Genomic DNA, 24478 nt, shown 5'->3' with positions numbered 1-24478 from the left:
TTTCCTGAGATACAAAGAAAAACTGATGGGATCTGAGGTAGATTTCACCTTTTGGGCTATAGTTCCAGATGGACAGTTTAAGCCAAAATAATCTGTCAATTGTCGAAGACTATCGCTGGGTGCAACGTATGAACTCGTGGCAGAAAAGTGTGTTAGACAAACTCCTCTCTGAGAGGTTCCTGATTTTCAGATGGATAATGACATTGGTGCTGGTATTGAGCTTGACTAGTTGCGGTGAAAAAGCTGGTAGCCAGGAAGTATCTACTGGTTATAGAGAAAACTCTCCACAGATTTCTCAAATTTCTAAGCAATTTTCGGAAGTTTCCCCACCATCTGTGATCCAAGAACTGCGTCCGATTTTGGAAGTTTATCAGCCACAAGTGACAATTGTTACTCCACAGCCTGATGAAGTTTTCCAAGATAACAAAGTTACAGCCAGTTTCCAGGTTAAGGATCTACCAATATATAAGGACTCACAATTACAACTGGGGCCCCATTTACACGTAATTCTGGATAACCAACCTTATATACCTGTTTACGACCTGAATCAGCCCTTGGTTTTGCCAGACTTATCCCCAGGTACTCATACCCTGCGCGTCTTTGCCTCCCGTCCTTGGCATGAAAGCTTCAAGAATGAAGGCGCTTATGCCCAGACAACATTTCACGTCTTCACCAAAACTGACGACAACAACCCAGATCCTAAGTTACCTTTGCTAACTTACAGCCGTCCTCAAAGCAGCTATGGAGCAGAACCGATATTACTAGACTTTTACCTAACTAACGCACCCCTGCACCTCGTTGGCAAGGAAAACGCTAACGACGAATTCAGTGATTGGCGTATTCGCTCCACAATTAATGGTGAAAGCTTTATTTTCGATCGCTGGCAGGCAGTTTACCTTAAAGGCTTCCGTCCCGGAAAAAACTGGGTAAAACTGGAATTTCTCGATAATCAGGGAAATGCTCTCAAAAATGCCTTTAATACCACAGTTAGGTTGATTGACTACCAGCCAAAGGGTAAAGACACTCTGTCGAAAATTGTCAGAGGAGAACTCACAGTAGATGAGGTGCGCCCTATTGTAGACCCAAATTATAGACTTGCACCTAAACCTACACCTTCTGTTGAAAAAATACCCCAAATACAACCGAAGGTAGAAAAACAACCCATCCCTGAAACTGAAACTCCAGAAGAATCCAAAATACAGCCAGAACAACCAAAGTTAGAAGTTCCAACGGCTGTACCATCTCCTACTTTGTCTCCAACACCACCAGAAATTATTGAGTCTCCGATACCAAAATCACAGCCAGAGATAACACCAACTCCTGAATCAACGCCCTTACCTGAAAAAGTTGCGCCTCAGCCAACAAAGTCTAAGTCGGGCGGATTTTTCAACCGTCGGACGGGCAAAGTCTTTACCCCAGAAGCACCAGTTGTTGCACCATCTCCCAGCTTGCCACCCACAGCGCCAGAAATTATTGAGTCTCCAGCGCCAGAAATTATTACGCCAACACCAGAACCACAGCCAGAGGTAACACCAACTCCTAAATCAACGCCGTTACCCGAAAAAGTTGTGCCTTCAACAAAATCTAAGTTTGGTGGATTTTTCAACCGTCGAACAGGCAAGACACCTACTCCGCAAGTAACAGTTACGCCATCTCCTAGTTTGCCACCTACGCTGCCAGAGATTATTGAGTCTCCAGCACCTGAAATTATTACGCCAACACTAAAACCACAGCCAGAGGTAAAACCAACACCTCCATCTGCTAAATTCCCTGAAAAACAAGTGCAACAGCCATAAAAGACGAATGGTAGCTGGCATTGCTCACGAGATTAATAATCCGGTAAATTTTATCTACGGCAATTTAGCCGAAAATGCTCAACTCTAACTTTTGCGATAAAGCCTCAACAAAGGCAAGCCCTACTACAGGATTTCCTACCATATCCAAGGTGGGACTGTAGCAAGCGATCGCCCCCTCACTTGGTACTATTGCTACAAGTCCACCACCAATCCCCGATTTCATCGGTAAACCAACTCTGACTGCAAACTGGGCAGAAGCTTCGTACAGTCCACAATTTGACATTACAGCATTGACAATTCGGCGGTTTTGTGAGCATAAACTGCCATTTTCACAAGCTAGGAGTTTTCCTACAAAGCTAAATCTTCAACTCTCCAGAGATACAGCATATTTGCTCATAAGTGTCAGCGCAGTTTCTGGATTTTCTAGATGACTTGTTTCGGCAAGATAGTTGGCGATCGCTTCATTGGCTTTTGAGCGGGTTAATCGCACTGAAGCTAGCTTACCTCATCTAGCCTTAGTTTGGCAACCTGCTAATTGGTTGAGCCATTGACAAAATAAAAAAGTGCGTTGGCAAAGCCCACCGTAGGTATCGCTAGCGTCCTTTCCAGGTAATTTATCAGCGAGAGTAATTGCTCCACTATTAATCATCGGATTGCGGGGTGTCCGCGATCGCTAACTAATTGTTCTAAAGAATTGAAGGGTGCATCCGATGATTCCACCCCAACCCACCCAAAAACTGTTTCTGCTCCAAAATGTTCCAGCAGATAAAGTAGACAAAATGTCTTAATCACACTCATTAGCGGGAAGACACAAGCAGTATCCCCAAAGCTGATGGTGTGTCCCGATTTACAGTAGATTTGAACTGCAAACCAACCAGGATTAGCTTTTGCTAATTGCGGAATGCGATCGATAACTTTTCCGTATTCAGCTTTAGTTTTCGCTTCTTGTACCAAAGCTGATAACTCCGTAGTAGTTAATTTTTCAAGTCTTTTCACAACAGATACAGCCACATTAAATTATTAATTACGAATTACGAATTACCTATGATTCCCCGTGTCAGAGCGCCCGAATTACCACAAAATTACTCTTGGCTCAACACCGATAAACCTTTTTCTGTTAAAGAACTCAAGGGTAGAGTCGTAATTTTGGACTTTTGGACATACTGCTGTATTAATTGTCTGCATATTCTGCCAAATCTGAAATATTTAGAACAAAAATATAAAGATAGCCTTACCGTTATCGGCGTCCATTCTGCCAAATTTGACAACGAAAAAGAAACAGAAAATATTCGCCAAGCTATCCTGCGCTACGACATTGAACATCCAGTTGTAGTTGACAGAGGTTTTCGGATTTGGGAAGAGTATGCTGTGCGTGCCTGGCCTACTTTAATAATTATTGATCCAGAAGGTTATGTGATTGGCCAGATTTCTGGTGAAGGAAATCGTGACACTTTAGACGAGTTAATTCAAAAGTTAATTCAGCAACATCAAGACAAAGGGACAATTAATTTTCAAGAAATCAGCTTGACTTTAGAAAAACAGCGCCAACCATTAATTACACCTCTAGCTTTTCCAGGAAAAGTTCTAGCTACTCCAATGGGTTTGTTTATCGCTGATTCTGGACATCACCGCCTAGTTGTGAGTAGCTTCAACGGGGAAATTCTGCACTTGATTGGGACTGGAAAATCTGGTTTAACCGATGGTAGTTTTAGTGAAGCACAATTTTTTGCACCGCAGGGAATGGCTTATGATGGCGAAAATGAGATTATTTATGTTGCTGATACAGAAAATCATGCGCTGCGGCGAGTTGATTTAAAGCGTCAAGTAGTGGAAGCGATCGCAGGAACTGGTGAACAAAGCCGCAATATCCGTCCTCATGGCGGTGCTGGTTTAGAAACCGCGCTGAATTCGCCTTGGGATTTAGTAAAAGTGGGAAATACACTGTTTATTGCAATGGCTGGGCCGCATCAAATTTGGCAAATGGATTTAGAAACTGGTATTATCAAAACTTATGCTGGTACTGGTGCAGAAGCTTGTATTGATGGTTCGCTTACCGAATCTGCTTTTGCTCAACCTAGCGGTATTACTAATAATGGGCAAGAATTATATATTGCTGACAGTGAAGTTAGTTCAATTCGTAGTGTAGGAATTGTAGAACCCTATCAAGTGCGAACTGTTTGCGGTAGCGGCGATTTATTTGGTTTTGGCGATGTAGATGGACAAGGTGATGATGTTCGTTTGCAACATTGTTTAGGAGTGGAATACGCGCAAAATTTTTTGTGGGTGGCAGATACCTATAACCATAAAATTAAATTAGTTAGTCCCAGTGGAAATTGTCAAACAGTTTTAGGAGATGGTTCTACTGGTTTACACGATGGTCAAGGTAAGAATAGCCGATTTTTTGAACCTTCGGGATTGAGCGTTTTGAGTTCACATTTATATATTGCTGATACTAATAACCATGCTATTCGTTGCGTAGATTTGGATACTTTTAAGGTGACAACGCTGGAATTTCCTGGTTTGTGTGCGCCAGATGTTTGTATTCCACCTAATTTATAGAATGATAACCTTACGCAACGCAAAAGCATAAAGGAAAACTTTGTATTTGAGTGTCTGGCTATGAGATTTTAAAAAATAATGTTTTTGAGCGATTATCTTTAGCGGCTTGAATATCAGTATTATTACTGCATTGATGGTAATAATTACGGATTAGAATAGTTTGTTAGTTTAAATTATCATGCAGACACTTTCTAATTTACATTAATTACTAGGATTAGTATGAGCAATATCTGCCAACTCTTAGACTTTGGTGCCGATGTTTTGTTATTTAATAAAGATACATATATCGTTAGTAGATTCAAAGAATTGATATCTGAAAATTTTAACCAGAAATTTCGTACACAATTAAGAGAGCATCATAGTGATTTCTCTGTTTCAGGAATTTTTAACCGATTGTGCATAAACGAAGTCAATTTTAAAGTTGAAGATATCACATGGCAATCTTCTAGCGAAGGCATCAACTGTAAAGTTTTCAGAGTTGGCTCTACAAACTGGCAAGGAGGGAAACTCAGAATAAAAGTATCTACAGGAATCGTTTCTCCATTGATGTACAAGCAAGATGCCAAACTGAACATTATTGTAGTGTTAGAATTTTATTCTGATAATCCTAATGAACCTGAATCGCCTTTAGATGATATTCGTAAAATGATACAAGCAGAAGCAACATGAATACTATCCTCCACATCACCAAACGCCAACAATGGGAACAAGCAAAAAATCTCGGTACATATCGCGCTGATTCATTAGACAGTGAAGGTTTTATACATTGTTCAAAATCAACACAAATACTCAAGGTTGCAAAGAGATTTTTTAATAGTCAAAAAGACTTGGTACTACTTTTTATTAATTCTGATAAAGTACAAGCTGAAATTCGCTATGAACCTGCTGAAATAGGAGAATTATTTCCTCATATTTATGGTGAGTTAAATATTGATGCTGTGTATCAAGTGACTGATTTTGAAGCTAAGGAAGATGGTTTATTTGAATTGCCGCAAGAAGTTATAGATTTAGAATTATGAACCGCAGAGGCGCGGAGGACACGGAGAAGTAGAGACAGAGAAAATTTAAGCGATCGCTTTTTGGCTAGTGCATTTTCTACATCGAATTTGGGAAAATGACACGATTTCTAACGCCCTTTTAAAGTATTTCGCGCTTTACTTAAAGAATGGGGAATTAATAATCCAGAGCAATTGTGACCGAATTTAATTTACAAATCCAAGAAAATAGCGATCGCTTATCAACTCCACTGGAGGATGCTTTACCTAGCTTGCTTCCCCTTAAGAGTACGATACACTGTGTCAACACCAAAGGCGATCGCCTCGACCGTTACCTTTCCCAAGAATTACCAGATTTGTCCCGTTCGCGCATCCAACAGTTAATCGAACAGGGTAATGTTCAACTTAACGATCAAGTTTGCACATCTAAGAAGATCAATGTCAAGGTAGGCGATCGCATCACTCTGGAAATACCAGAAGTTCAACCCCTAGAACTCCTTGCAGAAGATATCCCCTTAGATATCCTTTACGAAGACGACCAGTTACTTATTCTCAACAAACCCGCAGGTTTAGTTGTCCATCCTGCGCCCGGTCATCCAGATGGCACTTTGGTAAATGCACTGTTAGCACACTGTCCCAATTTACCAGGGATTGGCGGAGTGCAACGTCCGGGAATTGTCCATCGATTGGATAAGGATACAACAGGTGCGATCGCGATCGCTAAAACAGATGTTGCCCATCATCATCTACAAGCGCAACTCAAAGCTAAAACCGCACGGCGAGAATACTTGGGTGTAGTTTACGGTGCGCCAAAAGTTGAAAGTGGCAGCATTGACTTACCCATTGGTCGCCATCCCCAAGACCGCAAGAAAATGGCGATTATACCCGTTGAACAAGGCGGACGAGCCGCCGTCACTCACTGGCAAGTATTAGAACGCCTTGGTAACTTCACTTTAATTCACTTTCAATTAGAAACTGGACGCACCCATCAAATCCGCGTCCATAGTAGCAAAATGGGTCATCCTATTGTTGGCGATCGAGTTTATGGTTCTGGTCATTCCGTGGGGGTAAATTTGCCCGGTCAAGCACTGCACGCTTGGCGGCTAAAATTGCTGCATCCTATTTCTGGGGAGTTGATTGAAGTGACAGCTACTCCTCCCGCCCATTTCACAAAACTTTTGGAGATGCTAAAAAGACGAACTACACTTTAAGCTCATTTCACAAACATTAAGCATTGCGAAAACCATGCCCAATGCCTATTAAAAATTAGCGTGCATTAGACATGGGATAGAGTCTGTTTCATTTAGTTAAATCTAAATGAAATTCCTACCTAACCCAAGACTTATGCACGCTATAAAATGATCAAATGGATGTACTAGCCAGCCACAGACCAAAAATCGTTATTTAATTCCTGCCAGTTGCCGATAAGGTACAGACTTTTCGATATCGATATTGAACGACGAGATCCTTTGTGGTGTATTGCCTGTTGCATTGACACTTTGTGCCATAGACAAGAATAGAGCTGGATCGCCTGCTTTGGGCTTTCGCTCTTGTGGAAGGAATCTGCGTACTTCGACCTGCCAAATGATTTGGGGGAAGCCCAGTTTGGTACGGTGGTAAGCTTCATATCGCGGAGATTTGATGTTGAATGGCAACTCACCTTCAGATTGGGATGGCAGTATCCGACGGCGCTGATAAGGCACTGTGGAGTCTCCAAAATTGCTTAGGTACTCTTCAGTGTTGAGGACTTCATCAATAAAGCCTCTAATACCCTTGGTAGCGACTACAATTGACCAGGCAATTTTTTCCCGCTCGTTGTAAGGATCGCGGCCTAGAACGCGCTGAATTACTTGCTCAACAAAGCGATAATTATTGTTGAGGTCGTAAAAGCTTTTTCTAAAGGTATTGGAAAGCACCAAGCCTCGAACAAAGTCCCGCACTGTAATCTGTCCATTACGGAGTTGGGACTCTAAGAATGTTTCGCGATCGGCAGCAAAGGCATGAAAGAAAATTTGACGATATGCTGCTTCGATCAGAACATCTAAATCTGAGGGAGAAAGCAAATTGTCTGTAGTAAAAATCCTGGGCTGTTCATCACCCGGTACTTCATAAGCAGCTACACGCTGGTTTTGACTTGAAGGGTCGTATGTTAACAGAGGAATTGCCACTCTAAAGCCTCCATGTTCTTAATTAAAGTTAATAACCGTGAAGTACCCACCGCTGATTCGGAGTACCAAATACAACGGGGGCTTCCTGTCTCATCGGCAGATGCCACGTTAGGTACACTCATTAATTGAGTGTCCGAAACCAAATCCGGTGATGGGCTTACTCTGCCTCTCTACTGTTACCAGCTTTATCCTCACTTTGCGAGGAACCCAGGCAGCCGCCCTGCTTCCCAAGGCAGTTATTGATTTTTGTTCCGAAGTTCACCCTTCGGGTTCGGAAGTGACGCTTCTACGTCGCTACCGCTAGCGCTAACGGACTCGACAGAAACCGCTAGACACTCACGAACTCGCTAACGCTAGGCTATCGCTTTTAATATCTCCCCTTCTCCCAAAGGGAGAGGCTAGCGCCAAGGGAGAAGACTCCGAATCCCTCACCACGATCATCTAAGAATTAGCGGGTAATCCCATTCCCCTTTTCACAATTTAAGTATTAGTAGGAAAAACGATTAGCCTACTGGATTTAACTCATAGCTAATTAAAAAAGGGAGTGGGGCTTGTAGCTTAATGATCATGTAAATGACTAAAAAACTTTATTCACATATTTTAGATTAGGAGATTCAGTTTCACCTTTCTGAACTGAAGCAATAACTTTTAACATTTAGCAAAAGAAATTAATGGGAATTAAGAGATTGGGAATAGAACATTGAAAAAACTTCATTTACTCATTCCCCTAATCTCTCTACTCCCTTGACCTATCCAAAATTCCAGGGGATCTATGGTTGATTTACAGTAAGGCCAACTACGCAAAGTTGCTTCCATCCCTGCTTCCCAGTAGGGTGGTTCTAATCCTAGCCCTAAACAGAGATGAGATAGGATGTTAGCGAATCGCTCATTGTGGCCAAAGTCTCCTAGATGGGCATGGGCATATTCATGGACGACTACACCAAACCAGTCTCTAGGTGCAACTCGACCGACATCAACCAGAATAGTGATTGGGTTTATGAGAATGTTGCACAGCCCGTCTATCCCGAAGGACTGAGCTATGGGTACTGCAAAAATTTGGATGTGGCGACGCTCTTGGGCATGAAAGCACTCATGACAAAGCCCTAAATAGGCGTTGATCTGAGCGTTTACGGTATTAATATTTTCGCCGATCCAAGTGCAAATGGGGATGCGATCGCGCAAGTTATCAAACACATCCACCATTCCTGGTTCTAGGGCTAGCCCCTGTACCAGATGCAAATAATCTCGCCCACGGATAAAAGCATCGCTCTGCTTGAGATAATTCACCAGCCCAAAACTGAATAAAACTGTCTTTTTTCCAGAACGTCAGCCCCTTGTATTTTTGTAACTTCTTCTGCACTGGCAACCTCAACAGAAGTTTCCATGCGAGTTTCGCTACAAAATGATGCCGTGCTGAAGCCGCCAAACCGTTTAACTGTACTGGTTCGCAGTCGCATATTTGGGCTGGCAAACCAGAATCGCTCAATGGAACTCATTGTTTCGTATTCGGTTGTCAACACTAGCCCATCTTCATCATCCATGTGAAAAAGACCGACTACAGGGACGATTTCGGCATAACCTCTTTCGCGGAGTAATTTTCCTTGCCTGGGGTTATCGCTATCAGGCACGATCGCAAATATGGTTTTTCCTTGATGATTCTCTTCACCTTCTCTATCCCAAGCCATTGTGCCTAGCCAAGCCACACGCGACCCTCCGACTGAAAGGCTGGGGTCAATCTCATGATATCGGCACAGTTCAATGATTTCTGGATGTTCGGCATCCAGAGTTTCTACCTGGATATCCGATTCTCCTATCTCTGAGCGCTTGAACGCCAGATGATGAGTTGCACGTTGCGATCGCCACTTACCAGCACTTAGCTGAAAAAATTCCATTGCGTCTATCAATCTTCTGACTCCTACTTATTACTCCTGCGGATGATGTTTTCCGAGTTTTTTCTTTTTAAAGTTGTTGGTATATAAACATTCTAAACATTACAGCCATTAGCGGTTAGCTTCAATAAATTCCCTACAAAGGAAGAGGCAAAGATGTTGCTATGTGATTGTAAACTTTTGCAAGCTTTATTTGTTAACGCTTGACAATTTAGACATTTTAGGATTTCAGTTATAAAATATTTAAAAGCAATGTCTACCATAGCTTACGTCTTTACACTAGTGGTAATAAAAAATACCCTTTAATTCAGTAAATCCGAGGAGTGAATGATGGACTTCCCAATCGAACTAACTTTAGAGCAACAGTTTCGTTTACAAAATTTGAAAGACCAAGTAAAAAGCTTGAGTCAAGAAGAAGCTCAGGAATTTTTGTTAGAAGTTTTACGACAGATGATGGTGAAAGATAATTTGGTCAAACATCTGCTCAAACAAGCTTAAATTAAAAAATTGAAGAAGAAGTCAGAATTCAGGAGTCAGAATCAAGACGCGACGCTCGCAGACTCGCTAACGCTTCGCTATCGTTCGTGAAACGTCTCCCCTTGGGAGAAGACTCGCTACCGCTACGCTATCCGCCAGTCGTACAGAATTCATTCTGAATTCTGACTCCTGACTCCTGAATTCTGTTCGATAAGATTTTTCCTCAAGACTTACGCAGTGGTAGAGTTGCATTGAAATGCTTGAAGAAGTGAAACTCTGAACAGAATCAGTTTAGAGCGAAAGCGACGAGTAATTAATAGTATGGGCGTACATCTATAGTGTACGCCCATAGCGCTTTAGGACTTGCTATTAGTGACTGCTTCGTTTAAAACTAACTCTGGTTGTGGTGTCTCCTCTTCTTCTGGCAGACCGAAAATTGACCTGTACAACTTAACGTATTCTTTAGCAGATTGATACCAACTAAAATCTTCAATCATGCCTCGTTTTTGTAGTTCTTGCCATTGCGGTTTGAAACGGAAGCCTTCCCAAGCCCGGATCATACAGGTGAAAAGGTCTAGCGGTTCATAGCGGTCAAAGCAATAACCTGTGCCTGCGGCATTTTCGGGGTCATGATGGCTTACGGTGTCAACTAATCCACCTGTGCGGCGGACAATGGGTACAGAACCGTAGCGCAAAGCCATCATTTGGCTAATCCCGCATGGTTCAAAGCGACTGGGCATTAAAAAGGCATCAGTACCAGCGTAGATCCGGCGAGACAAGGCATCGTTATACAGTAAGTAAGTTGCCATGCGTCCGGGAAAGCGGGATGCTAATTGCCACATCTGAGTTTCATAGTAGCGATCGCCTGTCCCCAACAACACAAACTGTGCATCTGTATAAGATAGGAAGCGATCGAGGATTTGCAATATCAAATCAATGCCTTTTTGTTCTACTAATCGGGTCACAATCCCAATTAAAAAGGCTTTGGAGTTGACTTCTAATCCTACTTCTTCTTGCAAAGCAATTTTGTTAGCTTTGCGTTTATCTAAACTATCAGTAGTAAAGGTTTGAGCAATGTATTTATCATCTTCTGGGTTATAAATTTCAGTATCAATGCCATTGATAATCCCAGATAATTTACCGCTAATAAAAGACAGCAAACCTTCTAATGTTTCACCGTAAGTAGGTGTCTTGATTTGCTCGGCATAAGTGGGTGAAACTGTATTTACCTTATTAGCAAATTGCACCGCCGCCGCCATAACGTTATGTCCTTGCATATACCAGGGACACCAAGTAATTTTTTCTAAGTACCAACGCCACGGCCCTTGATAAGCCAGATTATGAATGGTAAAGACTGTGGTTATATCAGGATCTTGGTGCATCCACACGGGAATCATCCCCGTATGCCAATCATGACAGTGCATAATTTCCGGTTTCCAGTAATTCCAAGCAAACTCGGCTGCACCATTGGAAAATAATGTGAACCGCCAGTCTTCACCTTCTCCAGAATAAATGTGGCGGGGTAGGAAGGCGGGATGTCCAAATAAGTACAAGGGAACATCAGTACCAGGCAGAATGCTTTCATAAACAGCAAATTCCTGGAACATGGCAGATCCCCGCCAGATAGGTTCTTTGGGAATTTCCATTTTGTCTGGCAGGAAGCCATAGTAAGGCAAGAATATCCGCACATCGTGCCCCATTTCTCTCAGGAATTTGGGTAATGCCCCAACAACATCACCCATTCCTCCTACTTTGGCAATGGGTGCTGCCTCTGCTGCAACAAATAGAATCCGCATGGTAATTTTTGCTTCCCCGATTCTGTCTATATGTGTCAAATTAACTTTATTGATCGCGACCAATGCGACTTGTCGCGTCTGGCACATCGTTTGTGCAACGGCGATCAATTCTTATCTAATCACATCCGCTTGCCCAATTGCTTAGGAACCGCGTTGAATCACCGCAAAAATTTCTGATAGAATTTCTTGCGCTCCTTGTTGCCGCAATAGTTCTGCTAGTTCTATGCCTAAGGCTTCGGCATTGTTGGCAATCCCTGTGACAGTATCTTTGACAAACTTTTGACCATCTACACTGGCAACTATGCCTGTTAAGGTCAAATTTTCACCAGATATTTCTGTATTTACACCAATAGGTACTTGACAACCGCCCTCTAAAGAGCGTAAAAAAGACCGTTCGGCAAGACAGCGATCGCGTGTTTGGGGATGTTCGATCGCTTTGAGTAGAGATAGCAAGTCACTATCATCAGCACGGCATTCTATGCCTAAAGCACCTTGTCCCACGGCATGAAGGGAGATTTCTTTGGAAAGAATTTGATGCACACGATCACTCATTCCTAATCTCTCTAATCCTGCTGCTGCCAAAATTAAGGCATCGTATTCACCTGCATCCAGTTTTGCCAACCGTGTAATCAAGTTTCCCCGCACATCCTTAAAGGTAAAGTGGGGGAAGTGGTGGCGTAACTGTGCTAACCGCCGCAGCGAAGATGTACCAATTACCGCACCTTCTGGCAATGTATCAATTTGTTTATCTTTGTGCTTTTCATGCACCACTAATGCATCTGCTGGATTTTCCCGTTCAGTAATTGCTGCCAGCGTTAACCCTTCAGGTAAGTGAGTCGGCAGATCCTTAAGAGAATGAACCGCAAAGTCAATCTCTTGATTGAGCATTCCAACTTCAAGTTCTTTAGTAAAAAGTCCTTTATCGCCAATCTTAGCTAACGCTACATCCAAGATTTTATCGCCTTGGGTAGACATGGTGTGGACTTCAAAAATGATATCGGGAAAGCTTTTCTGGAGTTGCTCTTGTACCCAGTAGGTCTGAACCAGAGCAAGTTGGCTTTTGCGTGAGCCGATCCGAATAGTGCGTGGGGGACTAGAAACAACTGAAGTCATAAAACAATATAATATCGCAGGCGATAAATTCACTCTCATCTAGACTACCGTAGTCAGGGACTCATGCGAATTTTGAGGTTTAGATTTGGGATTTTGAATTACAATTCTTTACTAACAAGGGAGTAAGGAATGGGGAAAAGGAATTTTCATGAGTCTTAAAGTCCCCCTTTTTAAGGGGGATTTAGGGGGATCTCCAAGGGTTAGATGTATACAAAAAAACTTTTCAGACATCCTCTCAAGCAACTCGACTAATTTCAGCTATTATCATACCGGCAAGCAGTTATATGCTTAGATATTAGGTGCAAGCGAAGGTAGCACAGCGATCATACTTAGGGGTTAGGTTTGAGATATTCTTGTAATTGTTGGGTACGCAGCTTTGTCGTATTTTCCAGACAACCAAAATAAATGGTAGGAACAATACTTCCGCCCTCATATTCGCTTCTCTCAAACTCACAATTGGTATCTCGAAACTTAATCCATGCTAACTGTGCAGCAATCAATTTCTGTTTTCTAGACCTTTCTAGTGTAGATATTAATTGTTGATAAACCTGATTCAGTTTTTTATCTGCATTTTGATAAGACAACTTCGTGCATTCATTAATTGCTGCTTGAGTTTGAGCATTATTGCAGTTGAGCTTTTGAACTAAGCGCATCTCAGGTAAATTAGGCATTGTGCCTGCGATCGCGATCGTAGGAATATCTAAACTGCTTAGAGTTAGTATACTCGCCAAGACTAGTAATAATTGACGCATAGCAAAAGATTTATTGTTAAGTAAAAGAATTTGATATTTTAGGTAGAGTTGAACCCAGGGGCAAAATGTGAAGTGGTATGCTTCACAGTGCCATAGTTCTCCAAAATTAAGACTTTTGAGAGTTAATTTACGATATTTTTGTAAAAATCTGGTTTCAACATCAAATTAACTAAAAATAACAATCAATCACAAAGTAGTAAATAATATTGTGTTTGATAACCAATGAATAATGACTCGTAAAAGATTAAAACTCTCTTGTGTGGATTGCACTTTCATAATTAGGATCTTCAGTACCAAGTAGTTTGTCCCAGAAGGTAAAATACAACCCGTAATGCACTTTATATTTACGGTGATGTATAGAATGATGAATAGAACCGATAAACCACTTTCCAAGCCAGTAACTTTTAGATGACGAGGGAAATAGCTCAAATCCAAGATGGGTAAACACTGCCCATACAGTCATTGTTATAAGTGCTGTAACTAAAGTGATAAAATGCAATGGAACGATGAAGCTTACACCTACAAAAAAGATTCCTTGTACGTTCGCTTCTGGCAAATCGAACGCAGAGCAACTCCAGGGTGTTGGCTCTCCTGAACGGTGGTGTCCATAATGCATCCATTTAAAAATTAGAGGTTGGTGAAATATCCGATGGATAAAATAAAAGTAAGTATCCTGAAGAAGTAACACCGCAATAAAGCTAACTACTAAATACCACAGCCCGTACTTGTACGGCTCAGTGTATAATAGCGTTGCTCCCAAAGTATATTCTGAGATAATAAAGGCTCCACAAATAGCAAAAACCACTGCGGAGAGTACCGATAATTCGATATCGTTTTTAATGGAACAACTCATCAATGGTTTCAAATGCAAACTCTTGTTAGCGAGGGACTTCCCCAAAACTAAATAAAAGAGCAAGTATGCTCCTCCAGCGATAAGAAAGTATCGGGCAAGAGTGATACCAAAAAATAAAAAGCAATAATACCAAAATGAGTGGTTTGTCAATTAGACCCATCCATAATAATTTGGTGAAATGAAAATTCCAATCATCTGCAATTTTTTTGGTAATGAAGACCAAAGATGTTTAAATATACGGTTCAATTTGTTAATTTACAAAATCCACTGTTTATTTTACAACATCAACTAGTTCAGCAAATATATGTTAAATTTTATTAAAAAAGTCTCAGTTAATTTTGTTGTGTATATAGCAGTTTTCAATTAACTAAGGTGCAAAATATAGACTCAAAATCAATCATATATAAAGAGTTTCTATACTCCTGCTGACGCTTGCGGACTCGCTACCTCTGCGCTATCCTGCCTTAAAACCCATACATAGCTCAATACAGTTCAGTTAAGCAATTTTTTTCTTCTCTTTCTTCTCTCTGCGTCCTCTGCGCCTCGGCGGTTCGTTAAAAAATTGACTTGGATAACAGAGTTTTAGCCTTAACTGAACCGTATTGATACATAGCTTGTACTTTAGACAAAATAAAACTGCTGTATATCAGAAATAAGATTCTTGACTTCTTATGTATGCCCTTAAAGAACACAGGACTTACGCCAAATCATGAAAAAACGAACCACAGAGGGGAGGTAGCGCGGAGCGACTGCCGTCGCAGAGGACACGGAGAAATAAGAGTTTTAGAAAGTTATTGCGTAAGTCCTAAAATAAAGTAAATCATCAGTTTTCTTTATAATTTTGCAACACGGAAAACCGATTGTGAACAATGAATTATGTTCTCAACAGCTAAAAGATATTGGTGAACAAGGTCTTTTAGAAATATTACAGCGCTTCTGTCCTCCAGAAATTATCGGCGATGATGCAGCAGTATTTCAAACTGCGCCAGGGCAATCTTTGGTAGTAACTACAGATGTGCTAGTTGACGGCGTGCATTTTAGCAACCTCACCACTTCCCCAGAAGATGCTGGTTGGCGAGCTGCTGCTGCCAATTTATCAGATTTAGCAGCAATGGGTGCTTCCCCCTTGGGAATAACTGTCGGGTTAGGACTCCCTGGTGAAATTGAGGTGAGTTGGGTTGAGCGACTATACCAGGGAATTACAGAATGCCTGCAAAAATACAATACCCCAATTGTCGGGGGTGATATTGTGCGATCGCCTGTGACAACTCTGGCAATTACTGCTTTTGGTCAAGTTAACCCTAGTCAAATTATCCGCCGTTCTGCTGCTATTCCGGGATATGCGATCGTCGTTACAGGCGTTCATGGAGCCTCTCACGCTGGCTTAGAACTGCTCTTGCATCCCGAATTAGGACAGAATCTCCAGGAAGTGGAAAAAATGGCTCTAATCCGCGCCCACCAACACCCACAACCACGATTAGATGTCTTACCAATTCTCTGGAAAATTTTAGCAACCCCATGCCCCATACCCATTGCTGGTATGGATAGCAGCGATGGTTTGGCAGATGCAATTATCCAAATCTGCCGCGCCAGTAGTGTTGGCGCTGTGTTACAACGCAGGCAAATTTCCTTGCCAGCAGCTTTTGACCATTGGCTGACACAAGAGCAAGCCTTAGAATATGCTCTATACGGTGGCGAAGACTTTGAATTAGTGCTTTGCTTGCCACAAGAGTCAGCATTAGCCTTAGTGCAACATCTTGGTCAAGGTGCTGCGATCGTGGGCAAAATTACAGCCGGATCAACAGTACTATTGCACGACGAACAAAAAAAATTCCCTGACCAAGTTCTGAGTCTTAGCCAGGGATTTCAACATTTTGGTCAATAGTCCTTTGTCCTTTGTCCTTTTTCTAATGACCAATGACCAATGACCAATGACAAAGTTATTGCCACTTTTCAGCTACTAATTCCGCCAAATCCAAGACTCGTTGGCTGTAACCCCACTCGTTGTCATACCACGCCATAACTTTTACTAAGTCATTACCCAAGACGAAAGTCAAGTTGGCATCGACAATCGAAGAAGCATCACTACCTTGATAATCAGAGGATACTAGTTCTAGTTCGCTGTAGTCCAAAATACCTTTAAGTGGGCCTTCGGCAGCATCCTTGAGAGCTTGGTTAACTTCTTCAGTAATAGTACGCTTCTCAACCTGAACTACGAAATCTACCATTGAGACGTTCGGGGTAGGTACGCGCAAGGCGACGCCATTTAGCTTGCCTCTAAGCTCTGGGATAACCAGCGCCACTGCCTTTGCAGCACCAGTCGAGGTAGGTACAATATTGATTGCTGCTGCCCTCGCCCGTCGCAAATCTCGGTGAGAAGCGTCTAGCAATCGCTGATCGCCTGTATAGCTGTGGGTGGTGGTCATTGTACCTTTGATGATGCCGAACTTATCATTCAACACCTTGGCGATCGGTGCCAAGCAGTTGGTAGTACAACTAGCATTACTGATAATGTTGTGTATGTTGTGGTCATAATCATGATGATTCACACCAATCACAAAAGTGCCATCCTCGTTTTTACCAGGAGCGGTAATCAGAACTTTCTTGGCTCCAGCATTTACGTGCTTGAGCGCTCCTTCTTTGCTAGTAAATACCCCGGTTGCTTCGATAATTAGGTCGATTCCCCAATCTTTCCAGGGCAAGTTTTCTGGGTTGCGATCGGATACGCACTTAATGGTCTTACCGTTAACGATGATAGAGTTGTCATCGGCACTAATTTCAGCACCTTTGATCTTGCCTAGCATCGAGTCATACTTCAACAGGTGAGCATTCGTTCTAGGGTCTGACGTGTCATTAATAGCGACAAGATCAATTCTGCTATTTTCTCTACCCACCCAGCAACGCGCAAAGTTACGTCCAATCCGCCCGAAACCGTTGATTGCAACTCTAATCACAGTGTCTTGCCCTCTGTATTTATGCTTATATGTTGATATCGTTGACCCCAATCATATCGCAAAGGGGGGGGGCACTTTTAACCATAAAGTGTTAGATCAATAAAAAAACACATAATTTATTCAGATTTGTGGGAGTAAAGATTGTTGTTAGTGATATATGATCTGACCGATTCCGGGACTAAATAACGAATTGACTGGCGTTCGTGGCAAAATTTGCGAATTAGACTTGACGAAACTCCGACTATTGGTATATTCAAGAGTTGCCAGTGAATGGTATGTGATTGCTTCCTGAATTGTTCCTCTACTTGCTTGCAGATTAATTTGCTTTGAGTTATAGTCTCACCACCTAGCAGTCGGGGTGCGATTAACCAATCACACATTTGTGCTAGTTCGTGTCCACGGTACCAACGGGGTAAGGTTTGGAAAGTATCCAAGCCGACAATCCAATACCACTGAGTATTTGGGTAACAAGCAGATAAGTCAATCAGGGTGTTAATGGCATAAGAAGTCCCAGAGCGATTTGTCTCCACTAGTGAGGCAGTAAACGCTGGGTTATCTTTTATGGCTAATTGCAGCATTTGCATACGATGCTCAAACAAAGCAGCTTCTTTGTGAGGAGGATTTAGAGATGGCACCCAAATTACCTTTTCAAGGCATACTTGATGCAAAGCTGTCTCGGCTACGAGCAGGTGTCCCCAATGAATTGGATCAAATGTGCCACCAAAAATTGCTAGTTGCTGCATCCAGTTAAGCCTGGGTTTTATGCAATTGAAAAATAGTTTCATTACCAATGTACTATTGTACTCAATTCACGCCTAAACTTGATGCAATTTCAAATCAGTTTCACTAAACAATGTATTATGTAGCCAATTCCAGTAAGATAGCCAAAAATATGTATTTGACATTACAAGAATTTCTTTCCCGATGCGGCCAAAATTTTCGGAATAATCTTAAGAACAATTCAGAAATAGCAAAAACCTCCAACCAAGGTAAAATCATTCTGAACAAGGAAAACCAGAGCGGAAATATCATTTGGGCATCAAAAATAAACCTGATACAGGAGTAGTTACAGTAAAAATCAAATTCCTGTTATGATACGCGTGTCATTTGTGATTATGGTGTGGTGTGGTGTAAAAGGAGCAATAAATGACTAATTCTGTAGATTTTAATGGTAGACCATTTCATTTCATTGGTATCGGTGGCATAGGTATGTCTGCTCTGGCATACGTTCTCGCAAAGCGTCAATTTCCAGTATCAGGTTCGGATCTTCGTCCTAACCACATTACGCACAAGTTGGAATCTATCGGTGCTCATATTTTTGGTAAACAAGAGGCAAGCAATCTCGAATTCTTTCGCCCTCAGGTATTGGCAAATTCAGTAGTATTAATTCACCAGAACAATTACCTGCTGATACTAAGCCAAAGCTGCCTCAAGTCATTTGTTCAACAGCAATTAACACTAATAATTTAGAATACAAAGCAGCGCTAGAATTAGGTTGTCCAATTTTACATCGTTCAGATGTACTAGCCGCCTTAATTGCCGAGTACTATAGTATTGCAGTGGCAGGAACACACGGCAAAACCACAACCAGTAGCATGATCGGCTATATGCTTTTGGAAGCAGGTCTAGACCCAACAATTTTAGTAGGTGGCGAAGTTAATGCTTGGGAAGGCAATGCTCGGCTGGGACAAAGCCAATATTTGGTAGCTGAAGCAGATGAATCTGATGGTTCTTTGGTAAAACACGCTCCAGAGATTGGCATCATTACCAATATTGAACTCGATCATCCTGACCACTACGAGACATTAGAAGAAGTCATTGACATCTTCCAGACCTTTTGCTAAGGGTTGTAAAACATTAATAGGTAGCATTGATTGTGCTACAGTTCGCGATTCGCTTGCAACCCACAATTAGCTACAGCTTACACTCCGATACCGACGCTGATTACACCGTCACCAATATTGATTATCGTGCTGATGGCACCAACGGCTTTAGTTTGGGAAAGAGGCAAAGCTTTGGGCGTGTTAAACTTGCGTCTGCTCAGTCGGCATAATCTCAGCAATGCTCTAGCAGCAGTAGCTGTTGGTCGTGCCTTGGGCTTAGAATTTGGAGCAATTGCCAAAGGTATCGCCACGTTTGAAGGAGCAAGACGACGCTTTGAGTTCCGAGGTGAAGTCAATGGCATTACCTTCATTGATGACTATGCTCATCACCCTAGTGAAATTCGCGCTACTCTCGCCGCAGCACGTTTACAGGCAAGACCAGGGCAAAGAGTAGTTACCATCTTTCAACCCCATCGTTATAGCCGTACACTGACCTTTTTAGAAGAATTTGCCGAGTCTTTTACCCATGCTGATTTGGTTGTACTGACTGATATTTACAGTGCAGGTGAACCCAATTTAGGGCAAATTAGTGGGGAAAGTTTCGCGGCGGAAATTGCTAAACAGCATTCGCAGGTAATTTATCAACCGACTTTAGCCTCAGTGTCTCAGTTTTTGCTAAAAACACTACGCCCAGGAGACTTGGCACTGTTTTTGGGCGCAGGTAACTTGAATCAAGTGATTCCTGAAGTAATTACGACACTTTGTGAGCCTGCTAAAGCCACATCGTAAGTGGACACTTTGCAAAGATTTTATTTCTGAGCAAAGTACCCCTCTAGGAACGGTTCCATCTGTTAATTCTATTACCGTATCTTTGCGGTAAATAAATGTAAAAATTTTACCAATAACAAGTAAAGATGACAATTTCCCAGGCAGCTGGAAACGTCTGCACAGTTTCTGCTTTGAATACAAAGAAACAACAAACAACTAATTCGGTGGAGAGTGAAGTAATTTACTTACCTAATACTGATTGTGCGATTAAGCCTCAGGCTTCTTTGTCAGCGTTCACTTCCTATAGAGTTGGAGGAGCGGCTGATTTATACGTTTCCCCCCGAAACTTAGAAGCACTGCAAGCAAGTCTTAAATACGCAAAAGAGCATGATTTAAAAGTGACAACACTGGGAGCAGGTTCTAACTTGCTGGTGAGCGATGGGGGCATATCAGGCTTAGTCATTGCTACTCGTCATCTCCGCTTTAGCAACTTTGACCCACAGACAGGTCAATTAACTGTTGCAGCCGGAGAATCAATTCCCAGTTTGGCATGGGCAGCAGCCGAATTAGGTTGGCAAGGATTAGAGTGGGCTGTTGGCATTCCTGGAACAGCAGGAGGTGCTGTGGTGATGAATGCAGGGGCACATAATAGCTGTATCGCAGATATGTTAGTTAGTGCTGAGGTACTTTCACCCGATGGTACGCTGGAAACTCTTACCCCGGAACAGTTAGGTTATAGCTACCGGACTTCATTATTGCAAGGTGGCGAGTCTCCTTCGGAGAGGCTTCGCCAACGCATAGTCACCCAAGCCACCTTACAACTCGCGCCAGGTGCTGACCCAGCAAAAGTTGTGGCAATCACAAAACAACATAAAAAGCATCGGTTAAGCACCCAACCATATAACTTTCCTAGTTGTGGTAGTGTGTTCCGCAATCCTAAACCTTACAGCGCTGGCTGGTTAATTGAACAAACTGGTCTCAAAGGCTACCAAATTGGTGGAGCGCAAGTAGCACTACTCCACGCTAATTTTATCGTTAACCGTGGTGGGGCAAAAGCTAGCGACATCTTCTGTCTCATTCGCCACATCCAACATCAGGTACAAGAACGTTGGTCTATTAATTTAGAGCCAGAAGTCAAAATGCTTGGAGAGTTTCAAAGTGCTTGTGGATAAAGAGTGGCTACTGGGGACTGGGTATTGGGGAAAGCAGGGAGATGAATTAATAACCAATACCTAATGCCCAATTCCCTACTTCCTATTTTATGACGCATTAATTATTGGTAAAAAAAGAGGCAAATTACTTACCGCATCTATAATTGAATTTGATTTGTTATTCAACGCACAAGCGTACAAATAATTATGACAGGTAAAGGACAGGGATTTGGCTTTGGCTTAGGAAAAATGAAGGAACTGGCTGACGCTTTTAAAAAAGCACAGCAAGTTCAAGAAGGCGCAAAGCGACTCCAAGAAGAATTGGAGCAAATGGAGATTCAAGGAGAATCTGGCGGTGGTCTAGTGAAAGTGATTGTCAGTGGCAACCAAGAACCCAAGCGGGTAGAAATTTCTCCAGATGCTCTAGGGGAAGGTGCAGAAGTACTTTCTGATCTTGTGACAGTGGCAATGAAAGAAGCCTACAACAAGTCCACAGCAACAATGCGGGAACGTATGGAAGAATTAACCAGTGGGTTGGAGTTACCTGGATTTTAGTCATTGGTCATTAGTGAGCCAGCGCGGTCTTGGGGGTTTCCCCCATGAGTGACTGGCGTTAGCGAAGCGGTAGCGACGCAGGAGCGTCACCCGTAAGGGTCATTAGTCATTAGTCATTAGACAAAGGACAAATGACTACTGACAAAAGACAAAGAATATCTATGCCTTACAAGTTGCTGTTTGTCTGCTTAGGTAACATCTGCCGATCGCCATCGGCAGAGAACATCATGAATCATCTAATTGAGCAGGCTGGCTTGAGCGATGCCAACCTCTGTGACTCTGCTGGTACATCTAGTTATCATATTGGTACCCCACCTGACAGACGCATGAGTGCTGCGGCGGCTACTAAGTTGGGGATTAAACTACGTGGTCAAGCACGCCAGTTTCAAAAATCAGACTTTCAAGACTTTGATTTGATTTTGGCGATGGATCAAGAAAATTATGAGAACATCCTCGCTCTTGATCACACTAAGCAATATCAGCATAAAGTTCGTTTGATGTGCGAGTTTTGCTCTCGACACACTCTCAAGGAAGTTCCAGACCCATATTACGGTGGTCAAGAGGGATTTAATCAGGTTATTGATTTACTGATCGATGCTTGTGAAGGTCTGCTTACACAAGTTAGGAGTTAGCAATTAGGAGTTTTAATTTCTCACTCCTGTACAGACGCGATTAATCGCGTCTCTCCTCCTGATTTTTTTATTCCACCAAACCATGCTTCATCGCAAAACGCACTAATTCTGCTCGGTTGCTGGTTGAGGTTTTCCTCAATAAACTGCTAACGTACTTTTCCACTGTGCGAGGACTCAGGTGTAATTGATGACCCATATCGGCATTAGAGAAACCATGAGTCAATAACTCTAAGACTTCTTGTTCTCTATGAGTTAGAGATGAGTGCAGGTGAGATTTTTGAATTTGAGTAGATAGAGAATTATGGGCATCCGCCGCTTTTGTCGAGGTGGAAATGCCCAAATTCTCTTTATGAGAAAAACGATACTCCGACTGAATAATTTGCGATCGCTCTAAAAGATTACGGATTGCTGCTGCTAACTCTTCCAATTCAAAAGGCTTAGGTAAATATAAATCGCACCCTGACTGGTAGCCTAGAATTCTTTCCTGGGTCTTAATTCGGGCTGTTAATAAAATTACAGGTAATAAGCGAAACACTGGCTGCTGACGTACCCGACGCACCAGTTCATAGCCATTCATTTCTGGCATGATGATGTCCGTGACAATTAAATCAGGATGATAGTCATCTACCATAGCCAAAGCCTCTCGACCATCATTAGCCATGATTACTGAGTAGCCAGACAGTTCAAGATAGTCGCTAACAGACAGACGAGTGCCCAAATCATCATCCACTACAAGGATCGTCAAGGGCATGGATAATACACCCCTAGCATTTTTTTACTCAGAAATTTACTTCTATATCCTCCATCAGTGAACATAGACAATAATAGTGTTCTTATGTTTCATACTATGACAGGATTACCAGCTAATTACTGCCTTTAGGGTTTATTTATAAAGAAAATCTTAAATCTTTAGGATGAGTTAATAAATTTTAACTCGCCTTTGACTCGCTCTGCTTGGGAGGTATAAAGAGCGTTGTAATTTGTAATAACTAGTTAATAAAGGAGACTAGATACGTATCATAATGTAAATTATTAACTTAATCAATTATTTCTCAAAAGCTAAGTAAGTATAAATACTTTTATTTTTGTCTCCTCGTTCGCGCAGCATCTCCCTTTGAAGAACTTTTGATACCCTCGGCTGGCTGCATCAAAAGATAGGGTAACGTCAGCAAGTCAGACGCTTTTATAGACACTCATTCCTCGCTAACCTTTTTCTACGAGACGTTACGCGAACACTATCGAGCCTTAAAACCTCCGTATACTGGGGGACTACAGATTTCTCTATTTATCATTTGGATTATTAGCGCCATACCAAATTTTCTGTCTAACTGCACAAAATCAGGCATGGTGAGACAACCTGCCCAAGCAACTTGTCTCTATACAACCTCACAGATAATTGGTATCAGGTAACTTAAAGTTGCCAGAAAACCTTAATTGTGAACTTAGAAAAGCTAAATTGGTAATATAGAGTTCACCATTTATAGCGGTTCTAAGATACACCCCATAATTCACAAGCCAATTCAAATAATTTTTTAGGTACATTCCAAGCACACAAAATTATCAATGAGCGACAAGAACGACAGTTACAAAGTTATTAGCGACAACCGTCAAGCCCGTTATTTGTATGAAATTCTAGAGACTTACGAAGCTGGAATGAATTGACAGGAACCGAGGTGAAGTCGATTCGTGCAGGTAAAGTCAATCTCCAAGATGGCTATGCTTTACTTCGCAATGGTGAAGCATGGTTAATCAATGTGCATATCTCGCCTTATAACGCTAGTGGACAATATTTTAATCATGAACCACGGCGTACACGCAAGCTGCTGTTGCATCGCAAAGAACTCCGCAAGCTAATTGGCACAGTAGAACAGCAGGGTTTAACTTTAATCCCTTTGAAAATGTATCTCAAACGGGGCTGGGTAAAAGTTAGTATAGCCCTTGGCAAAGGTAAAAAGCTCCACGATAAGCGAGAAGACCTGAAACGACGCCAAGACCAGCGTGACATTCAACGGGCGATGAAAAGCTATTAAGCTTTTCTTCCCTAACTGCCGGCTTCAACCAAGAAATTCCTTAACCGAACGGTATTGAGTGCCGATGAACTACCACACTAAAGTAAAAAACCGATTGCTGTAAAAAGTATGTTGTATATCCACAGCGTGAGTTATAACATGGCAAATTTATAGCCGCAGATTGATTT

22 protein-coding genes and 3 pseudogenes are annotated in these 24478 nt (G+C 42.1%); 13 read left to right on the top strand and 12 right to left on the bottom strand.

All coding sequences use genetic code 11. The features are described from left to right. Window positions 1-128: 128 nt before the first annotated feature. The gene (locus ANSO36C_RS11590) at window positions 129-1796 is read left to right on the top strand and encodes a hypothetical protein (RefSeq protein WP_251960312.1); all 1668 of its coding nucleotides are present in this window, start codon (window positions 129-131) and stop codon (window positions 1794-1796) included. 64 nt (window positions 1797-1860) lie between these two features. Here ANSO36C_RS11590 and ANSO36C_RS11585 read toward each other — a convergent pair. After that, window positions 1861-2792 (bottom strand): annotated as a pseudogene (locus tag ANSO36C_RS11585) (glutaminase). Window positions 2793-2840: 48 nt separating this feature from the next. Between ANSO36C_RS11585 and ANSO36C_RS11580 the strand changes: the two are divergent. The 4 genes from ANSO36C_RS11580 to ANSO36C_RS11565 all read left to right on the top strand — a co-directional run bounded on the left by ANSO36C_RS11580 (window position 2841) and on the right by ANSO36C_RS11565 (window position 6561). After that, window positions 2841-4355, top strand: a complete 1515-nt coding sequence (locus tag ANSO36C_RS11580; RefSeq protein ID WP_251959661.1) for a thioredoxin-like domain-containing protein — start codon at window positions 2841-2843, stop codon at window positions 4353-4355. A gap of 219 nt (window positions 4356-4574) precedes the next feature. Then, complete coding sequence (locus ANSO36C_RS11575; protein WP_251959660.1) at window positions 4575-5024, top strand: KGK domain-containing protein; 450 nt, start codon at window positions 4575-4577, stop codon at window positions 5022-5024. Continuing rightward, window positions 5021-5374, top strand: a complete 354-nt coding sequence (locus ANSO36C_RS11570; RefSeq protein WP_251959659.1) for a DUF952 domain-containing protein — start codon at window positions 5021-5023, stop codon at window positions 5372-5374. The genes ANSO36C_RS11575 and ANSO36C_RS11570 overlap by 4 nt, the downstream gene beginning before the upstream one ends. 269 nt (window positions 5375-5643) lie before the next feature. Beyond that, window positions 5644-6561: an RluA family pseudouridine synthase gene (locus ANSO36C_RS11565; RefSeq protein ID WP_251960311.1), complete on the top strand. Its 918-nt coding sequence runs from the start codon at window positions 5644-5646 to the stop codon at window positions 6559-6561. 189 nt (window positions 6562-6750) lie between these two features. On the opposite strand, the gene ANSO36C_RS11560 is transcribed toward ANSO36C_RS11565, so the two are convergent. Further along, a complete protein-coding gene (locus ANSO36C_RS11560; RefSeq protein ID WP_251959658.1) occupies window positions 6751-7518 on the bottom strand; it encodes a phycobilisome rod-core linker polypeptide in 768 nt (255 codons plus the stop codon). Then, window positions 7500-7640, bottom strand: coding sequence for a hypothetical protein (locus tag ANSO36C_RS11555; RefSeq protein WP_251959657.1), 141 nt, complete (start codon window positions 7638-7640; stop codon window positions 7500-7502). The genes ANSO36C_RS11560 and ANSO36C_RS11555 overlap by 19 nt, the downstream gene beginning before the upstream one ends. A gap of 29 nt (window positions 7641-7669) precedes the next feature. On the opposite strand from ANSO36C_RS11555, the gene ANSO36C_RS11550 reads away from it, so the two are divergent. Then, a complete protein-coding gene (locus ANSO36C_RS11550) occupies window positions 7670-7822 on the top strand; it encodes a hypothetical protein (protein WP_251959656.1) in 153 nt (50 codons plus the stop codon). 407 nt (window positions 7823-8229) lie between these two features. Here ANSO36C_RS11550 and ANSO36C_RS11545 read toward each other — a convergent pair whose 3' ends face one another. Together ANSO36C_RS11545 and ANSO36C_RS11540 are read right to left on the bottom strand one after the other, a co-directional pair. Then, window positions 8230-8805, bottom strand: a complete 576-nt coding sequence (locus tag ANSO36C_RS11545) for a hypothetical protein (protein ID WP_251959655.1) — start codon at window positions 8803-8805, stop codon at window positions 8230-8232. Beyond that, complete coding sequence (locus ANSO36C_RS11540) at window positions 8802-9419, bottom strand: phycobiliprotein lyase (RefSeq protein ID WP_251960310.1); 618 nt, start codon at window positions 9417-9419, stop codon at window positions 8802-8804. The genes ANSO36C_RS11545 and ANSO36C_RS11540 overlap by 4 nt, the downstream gene beginning before the upstream one ends. 315 nt (window positions 9420-9734) lie before the next feature. On the opposite strand from ANSO36C_RS11540, the gene ANSO36C_RS11535 reads away from it, so the two are divergent. After that, window positions 9735-9905 (top strand): NblA/ycf18 family protein, encoded by a 171-nt coding sequence (locus tag ANSO36C_RS11535; RefSeq protein ID WP_410174690.1) that lies wholly within the window; start codon window positions 9735-9737, stop codon window positions 9903-9905. 335 nt (window positions 9906-10240) lie between these two features. On the opposite strand, the gene glgA is transcribed toward ANSO36C_RS11535, so the two are convergent. The 4 genes from glgA to ANSO36C_RS11515 form a co-directional block, all read right to left on the bottom strand. Beyond that, the gene (gene glgA / locus ANSO36C_RS11530) at window positions 10241-11680 is read right to left on the bottom strand and encodes a glycogen synthase GlgA (RefSeq protein ID WP_251959654.1); all 1440 of its coding nucleotides are present in this window, start codon (window positions 11678-11680) and stop codon (window positions 10241-10243) included. A 141-nt stretch (window positions 11681-11821) separates the two neighbouring features. Next, the gene (gene hemC, locus ANSO36C_RS11525) at window positions 11822-12793 is read right to left on the bottom strand and encodes a hydroxymethylbilane synthase (RefSeq protein ID WP_251959653.1); all 972 of its coding nucleotides are present in this window, start codon (window positions 12791-12793) and stop codon (window positions 11822-11824) included. 329 nt (window positions 12794-13122) lie between these two features. After that, window positions 13123-13545 (bottom strand): lysozyme inhibitor LprI family protein, encoded by a 423-nt coding sequence (locus ANSO36C_RS11520; RefSeq protein ID WP_251959652.1) that lies wholly within the window; start codon window positions 13543-13545, stop codon window positions 13123-13125. A 244-nt stretch (window positions 13546-13789) separates the two neighbouring features. Further along, a complete protein-coding gene (locus ANSO36C_RS11515) occupies window positions 13790-14548 on the bottom strand; it encodes a sterol desaturase family protein (protein WP_251959651.1) in 759 nt (252 codons plus the stop codon). A 712-nt stretch (window positions 14549-15260) separates the two neighbouring features. Here ANSO36C_RS11515 and thiL point away from each other — a divergent pair. Then, a complete protein-coding gene (gene thiL / locus ANSO36C_RS11510) occupies window positions 15261-16283 on the top strand; it encodes a thiamine-phosphate kinase (protein ID WP_251959650.1) in 1023 nt (340 codons plus the stop codon). A 55-nt stretch (window positions 16284-16338) separates the two neighbouring features. Here the strand turns inward: thiL and ANSO36C_RS11505 are convergent, their stop codons facing one another. Both ANSO36C_RS11505 and nadD read right to left on the bottom strand, forming a co-directional pair. Further along, a complete protein-coding gene (locus tag ANSO36C_RS11505; RefSeq protein WP_251959649.1) occupies window positions 16339-17352 on the bottom strand; it encodes a type I glyceraldehyde-3-phosphate dehydrogenase in 1014 nt (337 codons plus the stop codon). A 116-nt stretch (window positions 17353-17468) separates the two neighbouring features. Further along, on the bottom strand, window positions 17469-18095 hold the full coding sequence (gene nadD, locus ANSO36C_RS11500) for a nicotinate (nicotinamide) nucleotide adenylyltransferase (protein WP_251959648.1): 627 nt from the start codon (window positions 18093-18095) through the stop codon (window positions 17469-17471). A 403-nt stretch (window positions 18096-18498) separates the two neighbouring features. Between nadD and murC the strand changes: the two are divergent. The 4 genes and pseudogenes from murC (at window position 18499) to ANSO36C_RS11480 (ending at window position 22281) form a co-directional block, all read left to right on the top strand. Continuing rightward, window positions 18499-19964: pseudogene (gene murC / locus ANSO36C_RS11495) on the top strand (UDP-N-acetylmuramate--L-alanine ligase). A gap of 125 nt (window positions 19965-20089) precedes the next feature. After that, window positions 20090-21115: a UDP-N-acetylmuramate dehydrogenase gene (gene murB, locus ANSO36C_RS11490; protein ID WP_251959647.1), complete on the top strand. Its 1026-nt coding sequence runs from the start codon at window positions 20090-20092 to the stop codon at window positions 21113-21115. Between the two features lie 186 nt (window positions 21116-21301). Then, on the top strand, window positions 21302-21649 hold the full coding sequence (locus tag ANSO36C_RS11485; RefSeq protein ID WP_190939851.1) for a YbaB/EbfC family nucleoid-associated protein: 348 nt from the start codon (window positions 21302-21304) through the stop codon (window positions 21647-21649). A 161-nt stretch (window positions 21650-21810) separates the two neighbouring features. After that, the gene (locus tag ANSO36C_RS11480; RefSeq protein WP_251960308.1) at window positions 21811-22281 is read left to right on the top strand and encodes a low molecular weight protein-tyrosine-phosphatase; all 471 of its coding nucleotides are present in this window, start codon (window positions 21811-21813) and stop codon (window positions 22279-22281) included. A gap of 67 nt (window positions 22282-22348) precedes the next feature. On the opposite strand, the gene ANSO36C_RS11475 is transcribed toward ANSO36C_RS11480, so the two are convergent. Beyond that, window positions 22349-23032, bottom strand: coding sequence for a response regulator transcription factor (locus tag ANSO36C_RS11475; protein WP_251959646.1), 684 nt, complete (start codon window positions 23030-23032; stop codon window positions 22349-22351). An 812-nt stretch (window positions 23033-23844) separates the two neighbouring features. Between ANSO36C_RS11475 and smpB the strand changes: the two are divergent. Further along, window positions 23845-24311 (top strand): annotated as a pseudogene (gene smpB, locus ANSO36C_RS11470) (SsrA-binding protein SmpB). The last annotated feature ends 167 nt before the right edge of the window (window positions 24312-24478 follow it).

Origin of the sequence: Nostoc cf. commune SO-36, assembly GCF_023734775.1 — a bacterium.
Classification (GTDB): Bacteria; Cyanobacteriota; Cyanobacteriia; order Cyanobacteriales; family Nostocaceae; genus Nostoc; species Nostoc commune_A.
The sequence above is the reverse complement of the archived record's forward strand: the minus strand, read 5'-3'. Positions and strand labels throughout refer to the sequence as shown.

Bases quoted from the DNA above. Each gene is read 5' to 3' on its own strand.
- ANSO36C_RS11590 (WP_251960312.1), top strand. From the start codon at position 129: ATGAACTCGTGGCAGAAAAGTGTGTTAGACAAACTCCTCTCTGAGAGG.
- ANSO36C_RS11555 (WP_251959657.1), bottom strand. From the start codon at position 7,640: ATGAGTGTACCTAACGTGGCATCTGCCGATGAGACAGGAAGCCCCCGT.
- ANSO36C_RS11535 (WP_410174690.1), top strand. From the start codon at position 9,735: ATGATGGACTTCCCAATCGAACTAACTTTAGAGCAACAGTTTCGTTTA.
- ANSO36C_RS11520 (WP_251959652.1), bottom strand. From the start codon at position 13,545: ATGCGTCAATTATTACTAGTCTTGGCGAGTATACTAACTCTAAGCAGT.
- ANSO36C_RS11570 (WP_251959659.1), top strand. From the start codon at position 5,021: ATGAATACTATCCTCCACATCACCAAACGCCAACAATGGGAACAAGCA.
- ANSO36C_RS11575 (WP_251959660.1), top strand. From the start codon at position 4,575: ATGAGCAATATCTGCCAACTCTTAGACTTTGGTGCCGATGTTTTGTTA.
- glgA (WP_251959654.1), bottom strand. From the start codon at position 11,680: ATGCGGATTCTATTTGTTGCAGCAGAGGCAGCACCCATTGCCAAAGTA.
- nadD (WP_251959648.1), bottom strand. From the start codon at position 18,095: ATGCAGCAACTAGCAATTTTTGGTGGCACATTTGATCCAATTCATTGG.
- ANSO36C_RS11550 (WP_251959656.1), top strand. From the start codon at position 7,670: ATGGGCTTACTCTGCCTCTCTACTGTTACCAGCTTTATCCTCACTTTG.
- ANSO36C_RS11485 (WP_190939851.1), top strand. From the start codon at position 21,302: ATGACAGGTAAAGGACAGGGATTTGGCTTTGGCTTAGGAAAAATGAAG.
- ANSO36C_RS11580 (WP_251959661.1), top strand. From the start codon at position 2,841: ATGATTCCCCGTGTCAGAGCGCCCGAATTACCACAAAATTACTCTTGG.
- murB (WP_251959647.1), top strand. From the start codon at position 20,090: ATGACAATTTCCCAGGCAGCTGGAAACGTCTGCACAGTTTCTGCTTTG.
- ANSO36C_RS11475 (WP_251959646.1), bottom strand. From the start codon at position 23,032: ATGCCCTTGACGATCCTTGTAGTGGATGATGATTTGGGCACTCGTCTG.
- ANSO36C_RS11480 (WP_251960308.1), top strand. From the start codon at position 21,811: ATGCCTTACAAGTTGCTGTTTGTCTGCTTAGGTAACATCTGCCGATCG.
- hemC (WP_251959653.1), bottom strand. From the start codon at position 12,793: ATGACTTCAGTTGTTTCTAGTCCCCCACGCACTATTCGGATCGGCTCA.